Below are 21,471 nucleotides of genomic sequence, written 5' to 3'. Positions count from 1 at the left end.
ATTGGGCGATGGTGTAGCCGCTCAGGTGGGCGGCGTATCCGGCGACGCACAGCGTGGTGCCGCAGTCCAAGGCACCGGCGGTCAGGTCGTCGGTGGGCCGCTGCAGATCGACACCGTCGATCCACAGCTCCTGGTAGTAGTGGGCGGGGTGTTCGGTGATCGAGCAATGCTCATTACCTGTGGATCGGCTCGTGAGGGCACACGCGAAGGGCGTACCTTCCCGAGTGATCGATTGACTGGTATCGAGTAGGCCCGCGTTGTCGCGCGGGTCGGGAAGGCACGCCCGTGCTCAGCGTAGTGAACGACGACGGCACCACCGCCAACGGCTCCTCCCTGATCGACGAGATTGTCCGGGAGGGCGCCCGAAGGATGCTGGCTGCCGCGCTGGAGGCCGAAGTCAACGCCTACATAGCCGAGTTGGCCGATCAGCGCGACGAGCGCGGGCATCGGCTCGTGGTCCGCAACGGCTACCACCAGCCCCGGAAGGTCACCACCGCGGCCGGTGTGGTCGAGGTCAAGGCCCCACGGGTGAATGACAAACGCATCGACGAGAGCACGGGCGAGCGCAAACGGTTCTCCTCCGCGATCCTGCCGCCGTGGTGCCGCAAGTCCCCCAAGATCAGCGAGGTGCTGCCGCTGCTCTACCTACACGGCCTCTCCTCCGGCGACTTCGTGCCCGCACTCGAACAGTTCCTGGGCAGCTCGGCCGGGCTCTCCCCGGCCACGGTCACCCGGCTCACGCAACAGTGGCAGGCCGACCACGCCGCGTTCATGGATCGAGACCTCGCAGAGGTCGACTACGTCTACGTGTGGGCCGACGGTATCCACCTCAACGTCCGACTGGAGGAAGCCAAAGCCTGCGTCCTCGTCCTGGTCGGCGTGCGTGCCGACGGCTCCAAGGAACTGGTCGCGCTCAAGGACGGCTACCGCGAATCGGCCGAATCCTGGGCGGACCTGCTGCGGGACTGCGCCCGCCGGGGCATGCGCGCCCCGGTCCTGGCAGTCGGCGACGGTGCCCTGGGCTTCTGGAAGGCGCTGGCTGAGGTGTTCCCCGCCACCCGCGAGCAGCGGTGCTGGGTTCACAAAACGGCCAACGTTCTCGACTCCATGCCAAAGTCCGCGCAGCCTGGCGCGAAGAAGGCCATCCAGGACATCTACAACGCCGAGGACAAGCAGCACGCCCAGGCGGCGATCAAGACGTTCGCCCAGCTCTACGGTGCGAAGTTCCCCAAGGCCGTCAAGAAGATCACCGACGATGAGGTCGAGCTGCTGGCGTTCTTCGACTTCCCCGCCGAGCACTGGATCCACCTGCGGACAACCAACCCGATCGAGTCCACGTTCTCCACCGTCCGGCTGCGGACCAAGGTCACCCGCGGCGCCGGCTCCCGCACCGCTGCCCTGGCCATGGTCTTCAAGCTCGTCGAGTCCGCCCAGCAGCGGTGGCGAGCCGTGAACGCACCCCACCTCGTCGCCCTCGTCCGCGCCGGAGCCCGCTTCGAACGCGGCCAGCTCGTCGAGCGTCCCGAACTCAGTGCAGCCTGAGCCAGCCCAACAGATCCACACAGCCGGAGTGGCCTGCGGAAACAAGTAGATCAACTGTTGCCAGTCCGCCATGCGCTGCAGCCGGCGCCGATGGTTCTCTCCCATGCCTGATCTCGAACTACCGGTTGTATGCTGCGACATCGCGCATCGCGACTTACCAGGGGGAACGGACGTGTCCATCATGCTCGCAAGCGCAACGAACTACGGCGTGCCGTTCCTGATCATCTCCGTGCCCATCGGTATCACGTCACTCCTGTTCGTTCCGAAACAAGTGCGTGAGCGGCGGCTCAGAACTCGGGGCGTGGAAACCACCGCCGTCTGCGAGGAGCGCATTCGCCGGGGCGGGACGAGGGTGGAGCTATTGAACTGTTCTTTCCACACAGCCGATGGTCAGGAGATCTGGGCCCACGTCACCGCCCCGAAGCCGGCGCCGTTCGAGGGAGTCGAGTTCCCTGTCGTGTTCGACCCGCGCAAGCCCTCGAACGTTGAAAGCAAGGACTACCTCTCCTCATTCAGCTCGCGCTTCGGCATGGTGGTTCAGTCAGTCTTCGGCCTCATGCTGATCGCCACGTCCGGGTCAGCAAATGGTCAGCATGAGGCCGGACGGTGTCCCGGCTGCTGACCTGCACCCGTGGCAGGGCCTGCTGTGCCGCCCGGCGCCCTGCTCGGAAGGCTTGATGCGTGGCTCGACAGTTCGCCAGTGGGATGGGGTCGCACTTCAAGGAATGCGGTTGTTCAAGGCCGACCCGTTGCCTGCACCCGTACACGATTCGGTTCCGGGACGCTCTCGGTAAACAGCGCGAAGAGGCCGGTTACGGCACACAGGACGACGCGATCGAGCGCCTTACGCAGATCTCCGCGGAGAAGAAGAAAACGGCACTGTCCGTTGCCGAGGTTCGCCGCGAGCTCGGTCAGCAGGCGGTCGCGGAATGGGCGAAGCAGTGGCGGCCCCGGCAGCGGAGGATGACGGAGTACTCCACGGGCTGGCACGTGGACAGCTCCATCAACGTGCACATCATCGCCCACCTCGCATCAAGAAAGGTGAACGCCGTTACGCCGATCGTGGTCATCCCGTCTCTCAGCTATGTGAAGAAGGTGCTGACTGTCGCTGACGAAGATCTCGCGCTTGAGATCGTGATGATGGCGGGCTGCGGCTGGCGAAAGGGGGAAGCCCGGGCGGTGAACATCAACAGCGTTGTGGCGGACGACGTATGCCGGGTGCACAAGCAGATCCACTCGACCAGCACAAGTCGGCAAAGCTGAAGCATCGCAAGGCGGGGGAGTTCCGGGAGGTCCCTGCCGCGCTCGGTGCGGGAAGCCATGCATGGACGGGGGCATCGCTCAGGGACAGCGGCGACGGCCCGCATGACGCGGTCGGCGGTCTCGGCTGCCACGGGCAGCGCGGCGGCCTTCTCCCAGTCGAGACCGGTCGGCTCGGGCGCGCGGATCGCCCGGATCTCCACCAGGGCCGACTCATCGGCACATGCCGCGGGCTGCCGGGCACTGAGCGCCTACGACTACTCCACAAGCGTGGGCTAGATCACGGCCCTGGTGCTGGTCGGTGAGGACGATCAGGCGACGGCGCCGATCACGGCCGAGGCGTCGCACGCAGGCATCACCGATGCATGGCTCCGCGTGCTGCACGGGGTCCGGCCCCTTAAGTCTCGTGGAAGCCCACACGCCCGCGATCTGGCACGCGTGTCCCTCGCGACCTCGCGGCCCCGGAGGAGTCTGCGGTGGCCACGGCCACGCGCCTTCTGCTCGACCACAGCACACTGACCGACGCCGAGTACTCCGAAGCGATCGCGGCCCTGGGGCCCGCCAAGCTGTTCGAGCTCACCGCGCTGCTCCGGTGCTGCGGGCTTCTCGCGTTGCTGATGCGCGTCTTCGGAGCGGACCAGGTGCGGTAGCGCCGCACTCCGGATTTGTTGCCTTCCGATCCAATTACGGCAATTCTGAACTGTGCTCCAGTCTTCGCGAAGTGAGCAGGAACGGAAATGGACAGACACGGTCGGCAGGCTGGCCTCCTCTCCGAACTGGCCGGTGCCATGGACGAGTCTCTCGCTGTCGCGGTGGTGGACTGTGAAGGACGCCTCAGGTCCTGGAGTCGCGGCGCGGAGGCACTGCTCGGATACACCCCGGGGGAGATCGTCGGCAGACCGCTTGCTGATCTGGTCGTCGGCCACCAGACGCTGAGGCATCGTGACGGTCATGTCATGGACCTGGCGTTTCGGTTGTGCCAGTTGGACGACAACGGGGAAGAGACGGAGTTCTTGTTCACTGTCCAGGAACCGGCGGAGTCGGCCACTTCGGCGGACCATCTCTTCGTGCGGCGATTGTTCGATCAGCAGCCCACCGTCCTCGTGATCTTCGACCTTGAGGGCCGCATTCTCGATGTCAACGAGCGGGCGCTCAGGATGGCCGGGCGCGCCGATATCGCTCACATGCGCGGTCAGCGCACGACCGAGGTCTTTCAGGGCCCCGCCTTCGACGAGATCGACTGCCGTGTCCTGCGGGTCGCCCGGACCGGCACGCCGGAGTCCCTGGAGAACTTCGTCAGGCTTCCCGGCGAGCTACGCGCACACGCCTGGGTGGACGATCTCTTCCCGCTCACGGACGAGACCGGCCGTACCCGGGCTGTGGGGTTCGCCGCCGCCGATTACTCGGAGCAGTACGGCGCCCGGGAGCGGCTCGCTCTTCTCGGCGAGGCCAGGGCGCGCATCGGCGGCAGCCTGGACGTCACGGGAACCGCCGAGGAACTCGTCGCGGTCGCCGTCCCGCGCTACGCCGACTACGCGGGCGTGGAACTCCTGGAGCCGGTGTTCCGAGGAGAGGTGCCGCCGCCGCGTTGCGCAGGTCCCGGGGCCCTCATAGAAGCGGCATCCGAATGGGCCCCGCAGTTGCCGCTCCAGCCCGCACTCGACGGCACCGGGGCACGGACGCCTCTCGCGTGGTCGTCGGTTGTGGAACAGTGCCTTGCCGACGGGCAGCCCGTGTTCCGCGAGAGCGGCAGCGGCGAGACCGGACACACGCTCGTGGCCGTCCCCATTCGTGCCCGGGGTGTATCGCTGGGTGCCGCCCTGTTCGTCAGATGTACGGCGTCACGCGCGCCCTTCGGACCGGACGACCTGGTCGTTGCCGAGGATTTTGTCGCCCGTGCCGCGATCTGCCTCGACAACGCACGCCGGTACACCCGGGAGCGAAGTGTGGCGCTCACCCTGCAGCGCGCCATGCTGCCTCCGGGGGCGCCGGGCCATCTGGCGGCCGAAACGGCCACTCGCTACCTGCCCGCCGACAGCGGCTCGGAAGTGGGCGGGGACTGGTTCGACGTGATCCCCTTGCCCGGGGCACGGCTCGGCCTCGTGGTCGGCGACGTCGTGGGGCACGGCATCCACGCCGCGGCGACGATGGGACGGCTCCGAACAGCGGTGCGCACCCTAGCCGACATCGATCTGCCGCCGGACGAGCTCCTCACCCACCTGGACGACATCGTGACCCACGGGGTGGGCGAGTTCGAAGGCGACCCCGCCGGCGAGACCTTGGGAGACTTCTGCGCCACCTGCCTGTACGCCGTCTACGACCCGGTCTCCGGGACCTGCTGCGCGGCCCGGGCGGGACACCCGCCACCGGTGCTGATCCTCGCCGACGGCAGCAACCGGGCCGTGGACCTGCCTCTCGGACCGCCCCTGGGCCTCGGCAGTCTGCCCTTCGAAGCTGCGGAATTCGCCACACCTCCCGGGAGCCTGCTGGCACTGTTCACGGACGGACTCATCACGTCGCGGGACCGGGACCTTGATCATGGCCTCGTCGAGTTGCGCCGCGCCCTGGCCCGTCCCTCCCCATCCCTCGAAAGGCTGAGCGACAGCGTTCTGGAGTCCATGTCCTCCGGGCGCCGCACCGACGACGTGGCTCTCCTCCTCGTGCGGCCCCGCATGCTCGACGAGAACCAGGTCGCCGACTGGGAAGTGGCGTGCGAACCCGCAGCTGTGGCAGAGGTCCGCCGAAAGGTGGCGGACCGGCTCGCCGCGTGGGGTCTGGAGGAGGACGGGTTCGTGACCGAGCTGGTGGTCAGCGAGCTGGTGACCAATGCGATCAGGTACGCCGCCGGGCCCATTCGGCTACGGCTTATCCGCGAACGCAGACTGGTGTGCGAGGTGTCCGACGAAAGCAGCACCGCTCCCCATCTGCGCCGTGCCCGGGACTTCGACGAGGGCGGTCGCGGCCTCTTCCTCGTGGCCCAGCTCACTCAGCGCTGGGGCACCCGCTACACCGGAGACGGCAAGACGATCTGGGCGGAACAGACACTCCACCAGACTGGTTCCTGAGCGGTCCGCGCCGGAACCGCTGAGTCCGGGCACCGCAATGGTCGGCGGGAGCGCTTGCGACGTAACCGATCTCCGCATGTGGTCGGACTTCGTCCTCTTCGCTCACCCGCGCCGGCCGTAGCGCCGCTCCGGTCGGCCGACGCCCCCGTAGCGCAGCGAGACGTCGGCGGTGCCGGTGGTGTGGAAGTGCTCCAGATAGCGGCGGGCGCTGACTCGCGAGATGCCGGTGACGGCCGCCCACTCGGCGGCCGACAACGTTCTGTCGGCTTCGCGAAGAGCGTGCTCGACGAGGTCGGAGGTCTCCACGCTAAGCCCCTTTGGGAGCGTGGCACCGGCCCGGGGCAGGGGCTCGGCGGACAGCACCCGGTCGATGTCGGCCTGCCCGCGCACCACCGTCGTGAGAAGACGGCCACGTCGGGCGGCGTTCCGCTCCAGACGGGGTCGCAGATCTTCGTGGTCGAAGGGTTTGAGCAGGTAGTCGACCACACCGTGGCGGACGGCGCGGCGCATGGTGTCGGCCTCACGGGCGGCGCTGATGACCACGATGTCGCAGTCGTGTCCCGCGGTGCGCAATTTGGATGACGTCCAGACCGAAGAGGTCGGGCAGGTACGGGTCGCGGAGGACCAAGTCGGGAAGCAGCTGGTCGACCGCGGTGACGGCCTGCTCGCCGGTGCCCGCCGTGCCGACCACCCGGCAAGGCGGCACTCGGTCGACGAAGGTCTGGTGCAGCCGGGCCACCATGAAGTCGTCGTCGACGACCAGGATGTCGATCGCGTCGCTCATCGGGTTGCTCCCTTCGCCGCCGCTTCGGCGGGATGGGCCTCGGGTCGTTGGTCGCGTGCAGGCTCGTCGAGCGAGGCGGAGCGGCGGGCGTCGGTATGGACACGACCTGTTCCGCGCAGGCCGACATTCTCGGCGAGGCACGCTTGCTGCTGACCGAAAAGCGGCGGGCCGCCGGCGAGGCGGGGGGCTACCCGTAGGACCTGCTGCCCGCACGCGCCGCGCTTGAACTGGCGACCAGCAGCGGGGCGCGGGCGGTCGGGCTCCAGGACGAAGTGGGCACGCTGACGCTCGGGAAGCGCGCCGACATCGTCGCGGTCTCCCCGGATCCGGTCCGGGCCCGTCCCGGTGGCGACGCTGGTCTTCTACACCGGACCGGGGACGTGGACACCGTGCTCATCGACGGCGAGTTCCGTGAGCGCGCGGGCGCGCTCGTCGGCGTCGACACCGCCGAGATGGCTCGGCGGACCGCCCATTCCCTGGATGCCGTGCACTGGCGTTATGCCAGGCTGCCGGACGATGTGGTCGCGGGGGGCATGGCAAGGGGGTGTTCTGACGCGCCGCGGGCGCAGAGCCGCCGTCGGCTCTGCGCCCCTTGTCGTACGACGGACGTCACCTCGCCCGCGTCGGGTTGTTCACGCGACGCAGACGCCCTCCACAGCGACCTTCTGGAAGATGTGGGGGTATGAGAACGATCCGTCGGGATAGTGGGAGCGGGCCTTCTGAAACTCTTCAGTGGAGAAAGCCGCCCGGAGCTGCGCGACCGATTCCCAGACGGCGACGTTCACCAGTACCCGGCTTCCGGCGGTACCGCGGTGCAGCTGGGCGGATATGTATCCGGGCTGCTTCTGGAAGTACTGGGCATCCCACTTCCATGCCTCCACGACCTCGTCGACCTTTCCGTCGGGGGCCGTGAAGGTGTTGATCAGGACGATGGGGCCTTCCTCTCCCTGGAGCTGCTGTCGGTAGGGAATGGACTCGTCGAGATGGGCGAGCTGGATCATGTTCTCTGCTCCTCGTCACTTCCAGATCGGGGCGCCGTCGACCAGCTCGTTGTTCCCCAGTGCCTCGTACATGCGTGCCGAAGCCGGATGCAGCGGCAGCGGGGTTCGCGCCATGTCGGCGGGAACGAGCGGGTACGTGACCGGTGAGTGGTCGGCCGGCAGATGCGCGTACTGCGCCTCCAGGGCACGGCGCGTCATCACCATGCACCAGGTGGCCAGGGCGGCCACGTCGTCCTCCAGGTCCTCCCGGCACAGCACCGCGAAGTCGGAGAAGTCGAGCGTTCGCAGATCGTCGTGCAGTCCGGGAAGGTATCCGGCTTCCACCACGGCGTCCGGCCATCCCTGGGCCGCGAAGGAGCGCAGGACCTCGTCTCCCCAGGGCAGGTAGTTGACGGGTCGAACGCGGTCGATGCGCTGCCACGCGGGAGTCATCACTGCCTCGTGGATGAGGACGTTCGCCTCGCCCGCCGCGAAGCGGGCCACCGCCGGGAACGGTCGCTCGTCGTAGCGGAAGGTGAGCTTGTCGGGGTCGACGCCGGCCAGGCGCAGCGCCTTGTGAGCGGCGAAACCGATGAGGTTGACGCCGTCGTCCGGCGAGGTCGCCACCGTCAACTGGTCCGCAATGGCCCCGAGATCGGCCACCGTGTTCACCGGCAGGGCCGCGTCGACCGCGACGACCAGACGGTCGCGCTGGCCGACCACACCCAGCGAGGCGATCCCCTTCGCGTTCCCCGCGCGGTGCAGCATCCGCATCGCGGCGGTCGGAGTGGCGATGGCGATGTCGACCGCGCCGCCGCGCAGCGCCTCGATCTGGTCGAGGCCTCCACGGCCGGACCAGATGGCGAACCGGGAGCCCTCAGGTGCGCGATCGCCGATCTCCTGAGCGATCCAGCCGCACATCCGGTGGATGTTGGCCTGCCCCCAGTCCCCCCGGAAGTGGAGTGTGATCGGCCGTCCCAGAACAGGTGCTTCAGACACGGTCGGCCTGCGCAACCATCTCGGCCAGCTCCGCGGAGTTCTGGGTGAAGTCGATCTCGTGGATGGCGTCGAAGGGGAAGCCGATGCGTTCGAACTCCTCCTCGACGGCCTTGGCGCCGTCCGCCTCGTAGACAGAGACGATGAACCCGGTCTCGGTGTTCACGTACAGCTGCCGGAAGGACGCGTGCACCTGCTGGGCGACTTCCGGTGCGTTCCCCGCGATCTCTTCCACCGAGAGGCCCGGGGCCTGGTGAAGGCTCAGGTACAGAGGCATGGCAAGACTCCCTCGTCGTTGCTATGTATCACGATACAGAACACTGTCCCGTTCATTGGAACGTAATCGCAAGGGGTGCAGAGACTGGAAATCCCTGCGCTACTGTGCTCCGCGTGGATCAGAAACCGGGGACCAACAGCGAAGAGCCCAGTTCCGTCGACCGTCCGGCCGGCTTGATCGGGGCTGTCGACAACGTGTTGCGGCTCCTGCGCATGTTCGAGGACCACGAGATGATCCGGGTCAATCAGGTGGCTCGCGACATGGGGCTGTCGCGCTCGACGGTCCACCGCATGCTGGCCACGCTCAGCCATCATCACTTCGTGGCGCAGGACGAGTTCTCCCGCGCCTACAAGCCCGGGCCCGCGCTCGTCGATATCGGTCTGTCGGTCGTGGCGAACATGGACATCCGGGCGCTCGCCCACGGTGCGCTCGTTCGACTGCGCGATGAGACCGACGAGACCGTGCACCTCGCGACTCTCCGCGGGGCGGAGGTGCTCTACGTCGACAGCGTCGAGAGTAATCAGGTCGTACGCACCGGCAGTCGTACCGGCTGGACGCTGCCCGCCCACGCGACCGCGGCCGGGAAGGCCCTCCTCGCCGAGCTGAGTGAGGAGGAGTTCGTGGTCCGTTACCCCTCCGAGGGCCTGCAGGCCCCCTCGTCGCGTGCGCCCCAGACCCGCGACGAACTCCGTAAGCAGCTCACCGAGGTCCGGCGCCGCGGCTACGCGATCAACAACGCCGAGAGCGAGGCCGATGTGAGCGCGGTTGCCGTGGTCATCCGTGACAAGCGCGGGCGCGCCCGCGCGGCCATAGCCACCACGGCGCCCCAGTCCCGGGTCGACGACGAGTGGATCGCCGTCGCGGCGGCTGCCACCGCGCGCATCGCGCAGGAGCTCGGCGAGCGTATCGACTGACGTCCCTCGCGTCGACCGACGGCCGCCCCGGAGATTTCCGGGGCGGCCGTTGCCGTCTGTGCACCCTGTGTGACCTGTGCTTTTGGATCTCGCCGCGCCAGGGGTAGACCTTTCGGGCGGCCATATTTCCTGTCGCTCGACGCTTGCCATGCTGCCGATTTTGGTATCAGAATGGCGATCACTGTCCCGTATCGTGATACACCCTTATGAGAGGGGCTGCCATGAGCGAGCCCAATACCGAGACGGTGCTGCTGGAGGAGACGAGTCAGATCCCTCCGCCGAACCCCGACCGCGAACCACTCAAGGTCAACGTGTACCAGCGCATGGCTCAGGCCGCGGCGCAGCTGGTGCCGCTGTTCCCCTACGACCATGCCGGCGCCATCGTGCCGTGCGGCAACGTCCTCATCGGCGGCCCTGAGGCGGAGTACGGGCACTTCTTCCATTGGAACACCGTCAACGAAGTCGTCGTCGTCTACGGAGCCCACCAGTCCATGCTGGCGACCGGGCAGATCATGGCGACCCAGAACCTGCACGGCGTCAACTCCTACCTCCGTGACCAGAAGGAAGCGGGCGCCTACGCCGTCATCGTGGTCACCCAGCACCAGTCGGAGGAGGGCGACCAGTCCGAGGCGCTGATCGCCCGCTGTCAGAACTGCAAGGCGGAGATCGTGCGGCACGAGTACGACGCCACACCGTTCGGGCTGCCCGGCTACGACGCCGCCCGGTACGGCAGCGCCGACGACCCGGTCCACCAGTTCGCCACGACGGTCGGCTCGGCGACGTTCGCCGACATCCGCAACACCGACGAAGGGCGCACCTGCAAGGAGTGCGGCCACGTCAACACGCCGTTCCCGGGCGCACGGTGGGGCTGGGCCCGCCAGGTCGCCCAGACCACCGCGGTGAACGCCGCCTACCACTCGCTGCGGGAATCCGCGCAGCCCGCACTCGAGGAGGTCGGCCGATGACAAACCGACGACGGATGCTCCACGCGCTCAAGGTCGCTTCGGAGCTGGGCAGTTATGCCGACGCGGCTGTGCTTCCGGCGGACACGGACCCCCAACTCTACTTGTCGCACAACGAGTTGCCTCAGCCGTTCCATCTCATCTGCGAGAAGGACACCGTCCTGAGCCAGCTGTCCGGCAGCAGCGACGTGCATCTCCGGGACAGTTCGGTGAACCGGTTCCGGATGTCCATCGGCGATCACGTCTACATCCCCGCCGGCACCCCGCACCAGATCGTCCCCGTCGAGGCGGGAGCAGTGATCCGTTACATGGCGCTGCAGGCCGGGCGCCAGGGCGCGGTCTGGTACTGCCCGGAGTGCCGCACCGAGCTGCACCGCTACGAGTGGGAGCACGACAACGAGGTGTCGCCCTCACAGTTCTACGCCGCCGCGTGCGCGCGCTTCTCGGCCGACGAGGCCGTCCGTACCTGCGGTTCGTGCAAGGCCGTGCATCCGCAGATCGACCTCGCCGCGTTCGGCTGGTCGAGCCCGGTCCCTGCCTGAGGGCCCGTGCCGGCGGGCGCCGACGTGTGTGGGTCGCCGCAGGGGAGCGGCGCCCCCCGGACCCGCACTCCGCCCTCACCCTTCGGTTCCGTACAGAGAGAAGAGCCCCCTTGCCCACACCGACAACAGCCGCCGTGGCACGGGCCGGAGAGGACACGTTCCACTGGGAACATGTCGTGCTCGACGACCCCCGCGCCGACGAGGTCCTGGTGCGACTCGTCGCCACCGGGCTGTGCCACACCGACCTCTCCGTTCTCGCCGGGCGCCTGCCCACCCCGCTGCCTGCGGTCCTCGGTCACGAGGGAGCCGGTGTGGTGGAGGCCGTCGGCGCCGACGTCGTCGGCGTCAGCCCCGGAGACAAGGTCGTTCTCTCGTTCAACTCGTGTGGCCGGTGCGACAGTTGCCGAACCGGCGCACCGACGCGGTGCGGGACGTACTTCCCGCTGAACTTCGGCGCCGCACGGGCGGACGGGTCCACGCCCGTCCACACCGAGGACGGGATGCCGCTCGGCGGCCTGTTCTTCGGCCAGTCGTCCATGGCGCGGCACGCGCTCGTGTCGGCGCAGAGCGTCGTGCGCGTCGATGCCGCCGACGATGAGGAACTGGCTCTGCTCGCGCCGGTCGGCTGTGGCATCCAGACCGGAGCCGGCGCCGTCCTGAACCTGCTTCGGCCCGGCCCCGGTGAGACGGTCGCGGTGTTCGGCGCCGGCGCCGTCGGTCTGTCCGCCGTCATGGCCGCGCGGCTGAGCGGCGCCTGGGACATCGTCGTCGCCGATCTCGTCCCCTCCCGCCTCGCCCTGGCCACCGAACTGGGCGCCACCCACACCATCGACAGCGGCAGCGAGGACCTCGGCAAGCGCCTCGCCGAGATCTCCGGTGGTGCGGGAGTCGACTACGTCGTCGAGACGACCGGCGTACCGTCGCTCCTGGAGTTGGCGGCCACCGCCGTCAAGACATACGGAACCGTCGCCGTGATCGGCGCCCCGGCGGCCGGCAGCCGCGCCTCGTTCGACATCAACTCCCTCATCGACGGCCGTACGATCCGCGGAGTGGCCGAGGGCGCCAGCGACCGCATCACCTTCATCCCCGCGCTGGTCCGCCTCGCACGCCAAGGCAGGCTTCCGTACGAGAAGTTCGTGCGGTTCTACGCGCCGGAGGAGCTCGACAAAGCCGTGGCGGACGCCCGCTCCGGCCGCACGATCAAGCCGGTGATCCGCTTCGGCGACGTACCGAAGGGCGCGAGTTCATGACTCTCCCGTACGCACGCAATCTCGTCGACGGCGCATGGCGCGACGGCCATGCGATCGGCGAGTCACGCAATCCCGCGACCGGCCGGGTCATCGGTACGTTCGCCGACGCGGGCGAGGTGACCGCGCGGGCGGCGATCGACGCGGCGCGCCGGGCCTTCACGGACACCGGCTGGGCGCGCGACCGTCGGCTGCGGGCCCGGGCGCTGCTGGAGATGGCGGACCGGATGGACCAGCGCCGCGGCGAACTGGTGGCTCTGCTCTCCCGCGAGAACGGCAAGAAGCTCGCCGACGCCGCCATGGAGATCGACTCGACCATTCCCAAACTGCGCTACAACGCCGCGCTCGCCCTCACGGATACCGGCCGCGCGGCCGAACTCGCCCCCGGCTCCTACTCCATGACGCTCCATCAGCCCGTCGGCGTGGCGGCGGTGATCGTGCCGTGGAACTCCCCGGTGATCCTGGCCGTGCGCTCGTTCGCTCCGGCGCTCGCGGCCGGCTGCACCGTGGCCATGAAGATGCCCGCGCAGACCGCGCTCACCAACGGGCTGCTCTACGAGATCATCGCGGAGACCGCGTCGCTGCCACCCGGGGTGCTGAACGCCTTCACCGAGTCCGGGAACTCGGGTGCGCCGCTGCTGGTGTCGGACCCTGGCACGGACGTGATCAGCTACACCGGCTCCACCGCCGTCGGTCGGCTGATCATGGCGGAGGCCGCCCGCCACCTCAAGCCCTGCTCGCTCGAACTCGGCGGCAAGTCCCCGATGATCGTGTTCGACGACGCGGACCTCGATGCCGTGGTTCCCGTACTCACGGCGGCGGTCACCACCTTCGCCGGGCAGTTCTGCATGGCGGGAAGCCGCATCCTCGCCCAGGAGGGCATCGCGGACGAGCTCAGGGACCGCATGACGGCAGCGCTGAAGGAGGTCGTCGTCGGCGCCGGTGACGACCCGGACACCGGTATGGGACCCGTCATCGACCGCGAACAGGCCCGGCGTATCGACGCGTTGGTCGCCGACGCGGCGTCGTACGGGAAGATCCTGGTACGCGGCGGACTCGCCAGCGCGAAGGGCGCGGACGCGTTCCTGCGCCCGAGCCTTGTCGAGGTCGACGATGTGTCGGCGCCCCTCGTCCAGCGCGAAGTCTTCGGTCCAGTGGCCACCTTCGAGGTCTTCACGGACGAGGCAGAGGCGATCGCCCGCGCCAACGCGACGGAGTACGGCCTCGCGGCCTCGGTCTGGACGCGCGACGTGGACCGGCCGCTGCGGGTCGCCCGCGAGATCGACGCGGGAACCGTGTGGACCAACGGCTGGGGCGTCATCCGGGACCAGATGGAGGAGGGCGGCTTCAAACAGAGCGGGGTCGGGCGCCTGAACGGGCCCCGGGCGCTGGCGGAGTTCCAGGAGATCAAGCACGTGGTGCACAGTGTGTGACGAACGCACGCGTGCTTTCATGAATTACCGCGCACGCGAACCGGTCTTGATAAATAGGCCGGTCCGTGAGCACGAAAAGGGCTCCCAGGAATTTCCATAACGATTCCGCAGTGCTGTGCCTACACCTGTTTTAGGGTCGAGCCAGTGAACGACCATATCGTCATCAAGGGTGCTCGCCGGTACAACCTCCGTGGCATATTCGTAGAGTTGCCGAGGGGTGCACTCATCGTTGTCACCGGATTTTCCGGATCAGGGAAGTCAAGCCTGGCGTTTGCCATCGACCAGAAATCCTCCGGCAGAAGTCCACGGTCGACGGTGGGTACCCTCACCGAGGTCTACGACCAGGGGGACGAGCTCGGCTCCCGGTATCCGCACGTCCTGCGCGACGTCGGACTCGGCCATGTCAGCCTCGGGCAACCGGCCACCACCTTGTCCGGCCGCCGGGCACAGCGCGTCAGACTCGCGGCCGAACTGCGACGCCGCACCCGGGGGCACACGCTCTACGTGCTCGACGAGCCGACCACGGGCCTGCACTCCGGCGACGTCCGCAAACTGCCGGAGGGTGGCCGACGCGGCGACAGGGGGATCGCCCAGGGCGCGCCCGAAGACGTGGCGGCACGGCAGGACTCGTAGACCGGAGGTTCTCTGTGACAGTCTGGAGGTGAAGTGACGTGGGAGTGTCCGACACCGAAGGTAACGCGCAGGACGGGTTCCTCCTGACGGAGGACGACACCGACGCTCCCGCACCTCGCCTCACCTCCCCGGGCCCCGGCATCGACCAGGTGCGCGACTATCTGCGGATCATCGGCAGGGTCCGCCTTCTCACCGCCGAGCAGGAGGTTGAACTCGGGAAGGGCATCGAAGCCGGTCTGTACGCCGAACACAAGCTCGCGGAGGAGCCCGACCTCCCGCCGGAGTTCCGGCGCGAACTGCGGATTCTCGCCGAAGACGGGTGCCGGGCGAAGGGCCACCTCGTCGAGGCGAACCTCCGGCTGGTTGTCTCCATCGTCAAGCGGTGCACCGGTCGCGGAATGCTGTTCCTGGACCTGATCCAGGAGGGCAACACGGGCCTGATCAGAGCCGTCGAGAAGTTCGACTACGCAAAGGGCTTCAAGTTCTCAACCCACGCGACCTGGTGGATCCGTCAGTCCGTCACCCGGGCTCTGGCCGACCAGGGCCGGACCATCCGGATCCCGGTCCACATGGTGGAGGTCATCAACCGGGTGACGAAGGTACGGCGCGAGCTTATCCAGGAGCTCGGGATCGAACCGCTCCCCGAAGTGCTGGCCGAAAGGGCGAACGTACCGGTGGAGAAACTCGCCGCGATCGAGCGGTACAACAAGGAGCCGGCGTCCCTGCACACCCCCCTCGGTGACGACAGCTGCGCCGAGATCGGTGACGTCATCGAGGACGTGGACAGCGTCACCCCTTGGGAGACCGTCGTGTACTTCCAGCTGCGAGAAGCACTGAGCAGCGCCCTGGCCGATCTGACCGCCAGGGAGGCCGGGGTCCTCGTTCGCCATTACGGGCTCGACGGCACCCCTCCGCAGACCCTGGAGGAGATCGGCCAGGTGTTTGGAGTCACGCGCGAGCGCATCCGTCAGATCGAGGCCAAGACGATGTCCAAACTGCAGCATCCCTCGCGGCGCCATCGGTTGAGCGACTACCTCGACGCGATGTGAGGCACCGGCGGAGGAAGGGGCTCTTCCCGTTCAGCCGGAGAGAGCCTGGTCCGGTCGCTCGATCCTGGGCATGGCCAAGGCCAGCAGCATCCCGATACCGACGAGCACCGCGAGAACGAAGTACGCGTTGCGGTAGCCCTCGTCGAGGTAGAACGCGGTACCCCGCATGACCGTCGAGTGGCGGTCGAGGACGACGAACAGGATCTGGTAGGTGATCACGCCGGTCGCCTGGTAAAGCAGTGCGCCCAAGCCGTTGGCCGCGGCCTGTTCTTCTGCCGTGACCACGGAAACGATCATCGAGCCGACCGCGGCGACCATCATGCCGCCGCCGACGCCGATCAGGGTACCGGTGCCGATGATCTCTCCGGCGCTGCCGTGGAACAGCCCCGCAAGGACGAAGCCCGTCGCGAGAACCGCGGCGCTGGAGAACCACAGTGCGCGCACCCCGACTCGGCGCAGCAGCAGGCCCGCGGCCACGCCTGCCGCGGTGGTGATGACGCCGGCGGGGATACCCACGACAGCGGTGTGCGTCATCGTCCAGCCCAGTCCGTCGGACGCGTGCGGGATGGCGGGATACAACGCGAGGAAGGTCAGCACCACCGGGGACACGAAGAACACGCCCTGCACGAGCGACGGGCCGGCGAGCACGGCGGCAACCGAACGCCGCTTGAACATGCGTACGTTCACGACGGGGTGCTCAGCCCGCAGCTCGACGAGGATGAACAACACCAGCGCCAGCAGCCCGCCGCCGATGCAGCCGAGCGTGCGTAGGTCGCTCCATCCCCACGCGTCGCCCTTGCCGACCCCCCAGACGATGACGCCCACGCCCCCGCCGAGCAGCAGCCCGCCGAGCCAGTCGAACTTCGCTGTCGTCGCGGTGCGGGGCGTTTCGGGGACCAGCGCGACGCAGGCGGCCGCCAAAGCGGTCGATATGGTCAGAGCCCAGAGCGCGGACTGCCAGCCGTAGCGGTCCAGGAGTTGGCCGGCCAGAAGCGGGCTGAGAATGTGGGCGACGCCGATCGAACCGGTGATGGTGCCGTACGCGGCCGCGACGCGCTTCGGCGGGAAGAGGTCCCGTACCGACGCCATGACCAGGGCGACCACAGGGCCGTACAGGCCGGCGATGCTGCGTCCGACCAGCATGATCGGGTAGTTCGGCGCGAGCACCGTGATGGCGTCACCGGTGATCCCGGCGGTGGCCAGAATGAGCATGACGCGGCGTTTCCCGAAGATCTCGCCGCACCGCATCGCGAAGGGCACGGCTGCGATCGAGACCAGCACGAAGGTCTGGGTGAACCATTCGATGTTCGTGGTGTGGAAGTGCTGGGCGATTTGGGGTTGGGCGTTGCCGCTGAGCGAGCCCACGACGGCGAGCAGTTGAGCAGGCCAGATCAGCGCCAAGGTGATCAGCAGCGGTCTTCGGAGGACGCGTTCCGGCTTCTCGACAAGCTCGCGGGACGCGGCGGGCGGAGTCGTGTGAGACACAGTGCTAACTCCCAGGGGACGATGGGGATTCAGCCCGGTGCGGGCAGGGTGGCGCGGCAGTCGAGCGGTATGGACCTGGGGATCGGCCCGTGGTCGCTCGACTGCCGCTGAGCGGTGCGGGGGGTGGGTGGGCTTTCAGTCGGTCTGACGCGTCGAACCGACTATGTGGAGGGGACCGATGCCGCCTGGCGCAGTGCCGATTGGGCGGCTTGAACGGCGGTGGTCTGGGCGACCTGCCGGGCCCAGCCCCAAGTAACGACGGAGAACGGGTCGTTGACGAGCCCGCACTCCCGGCAGGTGCGGACCTCGTCGGTGTTGCGCAGCTCGGCGAAGCGGGCCGACCCGACGGTGGTGGGAAACTGGCGCACGTCATTGTGGGGTGCGGACGGCGGACTCGCGTCGTACTCGTGCCGCAGCAGTTCCGCATGGCATCCGGTGCACTTGGCGATCATGGCCTCGGTCTGGTCGCCCTTTTCTGCTTGGTGCTGGGTGACGACGAGGACGGCGGCGGCGTCGCTGTCGGTCTCGTCGGACAGACGGGAGTTGACACCGTGGAGGTTCTGGGTGGCGATGATCTGCCCCGGAGCCAGCGGCGAGTGGCGGGAGCCGTAGCAGACGACGACCTCGGAGACGGTGTTCCAGTGGAAGAACTGCCCGTAGGACTGTCCGGGCCCGCCGACCAGTACGTTGCCGCACGGCACGATCGCGCCGGCGTGATCGTACGGGAACAGCGGCGCGAGCTGCGAGGCGGCCTTGGCCATCTGCTCGTACACGTTCACCTTCAACGGCTCGACGTCGGGCTCGGGCGGTGCGATACGCCGCGTTGTCGAGAGGTCGGGGATGCTCATCACTTGGTCCTTCGTCCGATGACGGTGTCGTATGGCTGCATTCCGGTGAGGCTTCGCCCGTCCGAGCCGAACTCCAGCATCTGGCGCCACAACAGGCGTACCCGGAAGTCCGCCCACAGGGCCTGTACGGCTTCGACGCGCAGCAACACCTGTTGACCTTGCGCCTCGGGCGGTTTCACGTTGTTCAGCAAGGTGTCCTGCGCCTCGTGCCGGGACTTGCGCATGCTGACGTCGACGGCTCGGGCGATCTCCTCCGGGTCGGTGACCACGTATCCGCGGCCCTGCACCTGGATCGAGCGACTTTCGGTGCGCTCGTCGTATCCGCCCGGCGGGTCGTAGTGGACCGAATAGCTGACGCGCGGGTCGCGCCGGATGTGCGCGAGTTTTCGGGTGTAGACGAACGTGTGCATGTAGATGATCAGCCCGTCGGGCGCGAAGTGCATCGCCGCCGTGGACGGGTAGCCGTCGGCAGCGAGAGTCGCGAGCGTGCAGACGGGTTCGTTCTGTAGCAGTTCGCACACCGACTTCTCGACCTCTTCCAGCGTCGGCTCTTTGACGGCCATCCGGCTCCTTCGATGTCTGCTCGTGGTCCCGCGCATGTCGCACTGTCCGGAACAGTGGCCGTCAGGGTGACACCATGCTTGGTGTATCGGCAAGAGGTCGGCATGGGAATCTCGGCTGCGTTCCGGATGCTTGCCTGAGCGGAAAATCAACTGCTAGCGTTTCGTGGAACGGGTCAATGTTCCGTATCATGAAACATTTATGCTGGTGGTCCGAGCCGCGGGGTGCCGCCCGGGGTATGGGACGCGCTGAGGGCCGATCAGGAGCGAGCGCTCCTTGGCCACAAGAGGCACGGGTGTGCCCTTGCATGCCCTCGCCGAAGACAACCTCGCCGCGGCGAGTCCCGATCTGCTGCGCGCGATGGTCAAAACGTTCGCCGACACACTGGAGCTGACCCCACACATGTGCTTCGCCTGCACACCCCCTTCAAGAAACACCATGACCAGAACCGTCATCACCACCGACAACGCACCCTCCCTGCCCGCCCCGCTGTCCCAGGGCATCCGCAAGGGCCCCGTCCTGCAGGTCTCCGGGCAGCTCCCCTTCGACCCGGACACCGGCGAGGTCGTCGGCACCACGGTCGCCGAGCAGACCGCGCAGACCCTGCGCAACCTCACCGCCGTACTCAAGGCGGGCGGCGCGGGCCTGGAGGACGTCGTGATGCTCCGCGTGTACCTCACCGATCCCGCCCACCTGGCCGAGATGAACGAGGCGTACGCGGCGGCCGTCGGCGAGCCCTTCCCCGCCCGCACCACCGTCTACATGCAGCTTCCGCCGGGACTGCTCGTGGAGATCGATGCCCTGGCAGTGCTGGACGACTGACCAGGACGGACGGTCCTCTCACCGGGGCGTGCGCCGGGCTGAGGGTTTCGCCCGCAAAACCGCTCGACTCCCTGTGCGCACTGGCGGGACGACCGGCGCGGCCACGGACGTGCGCGCGGGCCTGTTGAACGCCGAAGTCCCGGCCCCCGCGGACACGGCCCGAACGGACCCCGTGCCACTGGTGGGTCGGTGGCATGACCGACTCGAAGCCGTAGGCCGCTGGGCAGCACCACGGCCCTGGGCATGCCCATCGGCTCGATGCTCGCCGGATGGATGGGCGACCGGTACGGCCGACGCCGCCCGCTGACGCTGTTCCTCACCCTGATCTCGGCCGCCATGCTGCTCGCGGCACTGGCCCCTAACCTCGGTGCCTTCGCCGTCGCCAGGATTCTCACCGGTGTCGGTGTGGGGGCGTTGGCACCGCTCGTCGGCGCGCTCGTCGCCGCTCACGCCCCCACTCGAAGGCGGGTCCTGTGCATCGCGGTCGTCATGGCCGCCGTAGGAGTAGGAGGCACGGTCTCGGCCCTGATGGGCAGGCTGCTGTTGCCGCAGACCCCGTTCCGGTGGATCTTCGCGGTGGGCGCGCTGCCCCTTCTGCTGGTGCCCGTCGTCCGGCGGGTGTTGTCCGCATCCGCGGAAGCGGGCCGGACGCCACGTGCCGAGCGCCCCCGACCTCTCGAACTCCTCGCGCCGGGACAGCGCCGGACCACGCTGGTCCTGTGGCTGGCCACCTTCATGTCCTTCGCTCTCATCTACAGCACCAGCACCTGGCTGCCGACAGTGCTGATGCGCTCCGGGTACGACCTCGACTCGGCGATGGAGTTCTTCATCGCGTTCACCGTCGGTGCCAATCGGCAGCATCGGCCTGTCCGTGCTCGGCGACAGGGGGCATCTGCGCGCCGTCACCATCGGCGGATTCCTGGTCGGAGCAGCAGCTCTCCTGGCCCTGAGCACCCATCAGCCGAGGCCGCTGCTCCTCCTGCTTTCCGCGGTGGCGGGAGTAGGCTCGATGGGCACACAGAGCCTCGTGGTTGCTTGCATGGCAGCGCACCATCCGCCCGCGCTGCACGGCACCGGGATGGGGTTCACGCTCGGGCTGGGCCGCGCGGGGGCCATCGTCGGCCCCTCGTATCTGGCATCCGCCGTCGCGCTGTTCACATCGCCGAGGGCCGGCTTCTACGCCTTCGCTGTCCCTGCTGGGCTCGGAGCGCTCGCCGTCCTCCTCCTTTCCCGCAGCCGTGACCATGCCACCGGGAGCGCCGTCACGCTGGCCGGCCTCGAGCCGCTCCGCGAAGTCACCTGACCCTGCTCGGTGTTGGTGAGGCGATCGGAGCGGCCGCAGCGCGACGGAGGTCCCGTCCGATCCTTGCGATCGGACGGGACCTCGTCCGCGGCCTGGGAGTCACACAGCGGTCGCCGTACCCTGCTCCAGAACCTGGACGCTGCACTGCGCGGGGCCCAGATTGCGGAACAGCTGCTGGTGCAGCTGCTGATGGACGGGTGCAAGTCCTGCCTGGTGGATGGGGATCGCGATGCGAGGGGCCACGGCACGCAGGTAGTCGATCGCCTCGCTCACCTTCATCCACGGCCCGCCGGTCGGCAGCAGCAGTACGTCCACCGGCTGCGGCGGGAGAGCGAAGGCGTCTCCGGGGTGGAGGAGCCGGCCGTCGACCAGGTAGCCGTTGTTGTGGGTGCAGGGCAGTTGGGGATGAATGACCGCGTGATCGCCGGCCAGCACCTGGATCGGCACTTCGGCGACGGTGACGGTGTCGTCCTTGCCGACGATCTCGTGCTGCAGACCGGCTTCCCGCAGCAGCGTGCTGCTGCCCGGGTCTGCGATCAGCCGGGCCGCGGGGTTCGCACCGAGCAGCGGTCCCAGGCGCTCGACGTCGACATGGTCAGGGTGCTCGTGCGTGATCAATACGGCTTCGAGGTCGCGTACGTCCTCGAAGCCGTTCGAGTAGGTGCCCGGATCGAACAGCAGCCGGGCGGTACTGCCGTTGCGCTGGATCTCGACCAGTACGCAGGCGTGTCCGAAATGTGTGATCTTCATCGGGTACTCCGGTGGGCA

General features: G+C 68.1%; 20 protein-coding genes and 5 pseudogenes. 16 read left to right on the top strand and 9 right to left on the bottom strand.

Annotated elements, in window-relative coordinates:
- Positions 1-285: 285 nt before the first annotated feature.
- The 5 genes from Q2K21_RS21450 (at position 286) to Q2K21_RS21430 (ending at position 5,867) form a co-directional block, all read left to right on the top strand.
- Entirely contained in the window at positions 286-1,542 is a 1,257-nt protein-coding gene (locus Q2K21_RS21450; RefSeq protein WP_310773440.1) for an IS256 family transposase, read from the top strand.
- 172 nt (positions 1,543-1,714) lie between these two features.
- Positions 1,715-2,164, top strand: coding sequence for a hypothetical protein (locus tag Q2K21_RS21445; protein WP_310773438.1), 450 nt, complete (start codon positions 1,715-1,717; stop codon positions 2,162-2,164).
- A gap of 59 nt (positions 2,165-2,223) precedes the next feature.
- The gene (locus Q2K21_RS21440) at positions 2,224-2,805 is read left to right on the top strand and encodes a hypothetical protein (RefSeq protein WP_310773435.1); all 582 of its coding nucleotides are present in this window, start codon (positions 2,224-2,226) and stop codon (positions 2,803-2,805) included.
- A gap of 473 nt (positions 2,806-3,278) precedes the next feature.
- Positions 3,279-3,452 carry a hypothetical protein gene (locus Q2K21_RS21435; RefSeq protein WP_310773434.1) on the top strand — a complete coding sequence of 58 codons (174 nt, stop codon included), beginning with the start codon at positions 3,279-3,281 and terminating at the stop codon, positions 3,450-3,452.
- 87 nt (positions 3,453-3,539) lie between these two features.
- Positions 3,540-5,867: a SpoIIE family protein phosphatase gene (locus Q2K21_RS21430; protein WP_310773432.1), complete on the top strand. Its 2,328-nt coding sequence runs from the start codon at positions 3,540-3,542 to the stop codon at positions 5,865-5,867.
- A gap of 102 nt (positions 5,868-5,969) precedes the next feature.
- On the opposite strand, the pseudogene Q2K21_RS21425 reads toward Q2K21_RS21430, so the two are convergent.
- Positions 5,970-6,651: pseudogene (locus Q2K21_RS21425) on the bottom strand (response regulator).
- A gap of 200 nt (positions 6,652-6,851) precedes the next feature.
- Here Q2K21_RS21425 and Q2K21_RS35870 point away from each other — a divergent pair.
- Positions 6,852-6,998: pseudogene (locus Q2K21_RS35870) on the top strand (amidohydrolase family protein); the annotation flags it as partial.
- A 15-nt stretch (positions 6,999-7,013) separates the two neighbouring features.
- Here Q2K21_RS35870 and Q2K21_RS21420 read toward each other — a convergent pair.
- The 4 genes from Q2K21_RS21420 to Q2K21_RS21405 form a co-directional block, all read right to left on the bottom strand.
- Complete coding sequence (locus tag Q2K21_RS21420; protein ID WP_310773430.1) at positions 7,014-7,142, bottom strand: hypothetical protein; 129 nt, start codon at positions 7,140-7,142, stop codon at positions 7,014-7,016.
- A gap of 141 nt (positions 7,143-7,283) precedes the next feature.
- A complete protein-coding gene (locus tag Q2K21_RS21415) occupies positions 7,284-7,652 on the bottom strand; it encodes an antibiotic biosynthesis monooxygenase family protein (protein WP_310773428.1) in 369 nt (122 codons plus the stop codon).
- Between the two features lie 15 nt (positions 7,653-7,667).
- Positions 7,668-8,630 carry a TAXI family TRAP transporter solute-binding subunit gene (locus Q2K21_RS21410; RefSeq protein WP_310773426.1) on the bottom strand — a complete coding sequence of 321 codons (963 nt, stop codon included), beginning with the start codon at positions 8,628-8,630 and terminating at the stop codon, positions 7,668-7,670.
- On the bottom strand, positions 8,623-8,904 hold the full coding sequence (locus Q2K21_RS21405; protein WP_310773424.1) for a nickel-binding protein: 282 nt from the start codon (positions 8,902-8,904) through the stop codon (positions 8,623-8,625). Before Q2K21_RS21405 ends, Q2K21_RS21410 begins: the two co-directional genes overlap by 8 nt.
- A 113-nt stretch (positions 8,905-9,017) precedes the next feature.
- On the opposite strand from Q2K21_RS21405, the gene Q2K21_RS21400 reads away from it, so the two are divergent.
- From Q2K21_RS21400 to Q2K21_RS21370, 7 genes and pseudogenes are all read left to right on the top strand, one after another.
- Entirely contained in the window at positions 9,018-9,818 is an 801-nt protein-coding gene (locus Q2K21_RS21400; protein ID WP_310773423.1) for an IclR family transcriptional regulator, read from the top strand.
- Positions 9,819-10,039: 221 nt separating this feature from the next.
- Positions 10,040-10,783: a hypothetical protein gene (locus Q2K21_RS21395; protein ID WP_310773420.1), complete on the top strand. Its 744-nt coding sequence runs from the start codon at positions 10,040-10,042 to the stop codon at positions 10,781-10,783.
- Positions 10,780-11,322 carry a cupin domain-containing protein gene (locus Q2K21_RS21390; protein WP_310773418.1) on the top strand — a complete coding sequence of 181 codons (543 nt, stop codon included), beginning with the start codon at positions 10,780-10,782 and terminating at the stop codon, positions 11,320-11,322. Before Q2K21_RS21395 ends, Q2K21_RS21390 begins: the two co-directional genes overlap by 4 nt.
- A 110-nt stretch (positions 11,323-11,432) precedes the next feature.
- The gene (locus Q2K21_RS21385) at positions 11,433-12,572 is read left to right on the top strand and encodes an NAD(P)-dependent alcohol dehydrogenase (RefSeq protein ID WP_310773416.1); all 1,140 of its coding nucleotides are present in this window, start codon (positions 11,433-11,435) and stop codon (positions 12,570-12,572) included.
- The gene (locus Q2K21_RS21380) at positions 12,569-14,002 is read left to right on the top strand and encodes an aldehyde dehydrogenase family protein (protein ID WP_310773414.1); all 1,434 of its coding nucleotides are present in this window, start codon (positions 12,569-12,571) and stop codon (positions 14,000-14,002) included. The genes Q2K21_RS21385 and Q2K21_RS21380 overlap by 4 nt, the downstream gene beginning before the upstream one ends.
- 360 nt (positions 14,003-14,362) lie before the next feature.
- Positions 14,363-14,635: pseudogene (locus Q2K21_RS21375) on the top strand (ABC transporter); the annotation flags it as partial.
- Between the two features lie 41 nt (positions 14,636-14,676).
- A pseudogene (locus Q2K21_RS21370) lies at positions 14,677-15,684 on the top strand (RNA polymerase sigma factor); the annotation flags it as partial.
- A gap of 30 nt (positions 15,685-15,714) precedes the next feature.
- Here Q2K21_RS21370 and Q2K21_RS21365 read toward each other — a convergent pair.
- From Q2K21_RS21365 to Q2K21_RS21355, 3 genes are all read right to left on the bottom strand, one after another.
- Positions 15,715-17,169: an MFS transporter gene (locus Q2K21_RS21365; protein ID WP_310773407.1), complete on the bottom strand. Its 1,455-nt coding sequence runs from the start codon at positions 17,167-17,169 to the stop codon at positions 15,715-15,717.
- 161 nt (positions 17,170-17,330) lie between these two features.
- Positions 17,331-18,017, bottom strand: a complete 687-nt coding sequence (locus tag Q2K21_RS21360; protein ID WP_310773405.1) for a hypothetical protein — start codon at positions 18,015-18,017, stop codon at positions 17,331-17,333.
- Positions 18,017-18,580 carry a pyridoxamine 5'-phosphate oxidase family protein gene (locus Q2K21_RS21355; RefSeq protein ID WP_310773403.1) on the bottom strand — a complete coding sequence of 188 codons (564 nt, stop codon included), beginning with the start codon at positions 18,578-18,580 and terminating at the stop codon, positions 18,017-18,019. The genes Q2K21_RS21360 and Q2K21_RS21355 overlap by 1 nt, the downstream gene beginning before the upstream one ends.
- 436 nt (positions 18,581-19,016) lie before the next feature.
- Between Q2K21_RS21355 and Q2K21_RS21350 the strand changes: the two genes are divergently transcribed.
- From Q2K21_RS21350 to Q2K21_RS21345, 3 genes and pseudogenes are all read left to right on the top strand, one after another.
- Positions 19,017-19,400, top strand: coding sequence for a RidA family protein (locus Q2K21_RS21350; protein ID WP_310773400.1), 384 nt, complete (start codon positions 19,017-19,019; stop codon positions 19,398-19,400).
- A gap of 219 nt (positions 19,401-19,619) precedes the next feature.
- Positions 19,620-20,186, top strand: a pseudogene (locus Q2K21_RS35865) (MFS transporter); the annotation flags it as partial.
- 58 nt (positions 20,187-20,244) lie between these two features.
- Positions 20,245-20,703, top strand: a complete 459-nt coding sequence (locus Q2K21_RS21345) for an MFS transporter (protein ID WP_310773398.1) — start codon at positions 20,245-20,247, stop codon at positions 20,701-20,703.
- A gap of 99 nt (positions 20,704-20,802) precedes the next feature.
- On the opposite strand, the gene Q2K21_RS21340 is transcribed toward Q2K21_RS21345, so the two are convergent.
- Entirely contained in the window at positions 20,803-21,453 is a 651-nt protein-coding gene (locus Q2K21_RS21340) for an MBL fold metallo-hydrolase (protein ID WP_310773395.1), read from the bottom strand.
- Between the last annotated feature and the right edge of the window lie 18 nt (positions 21,454-21,471).

Source organism: Streptomyces sp. CGMCC 4.7035, assembly GCF_031583065.1.
Lineage (GTDB): Bacteria > Actinomycetota > Actinomycetes > Streptomycetales > Streptomycetaceae > Streptomyces > Streptomyces yaanensis.
This window is presented reverse-complemented; position numbering and strand designations above follow the sequence as displayed.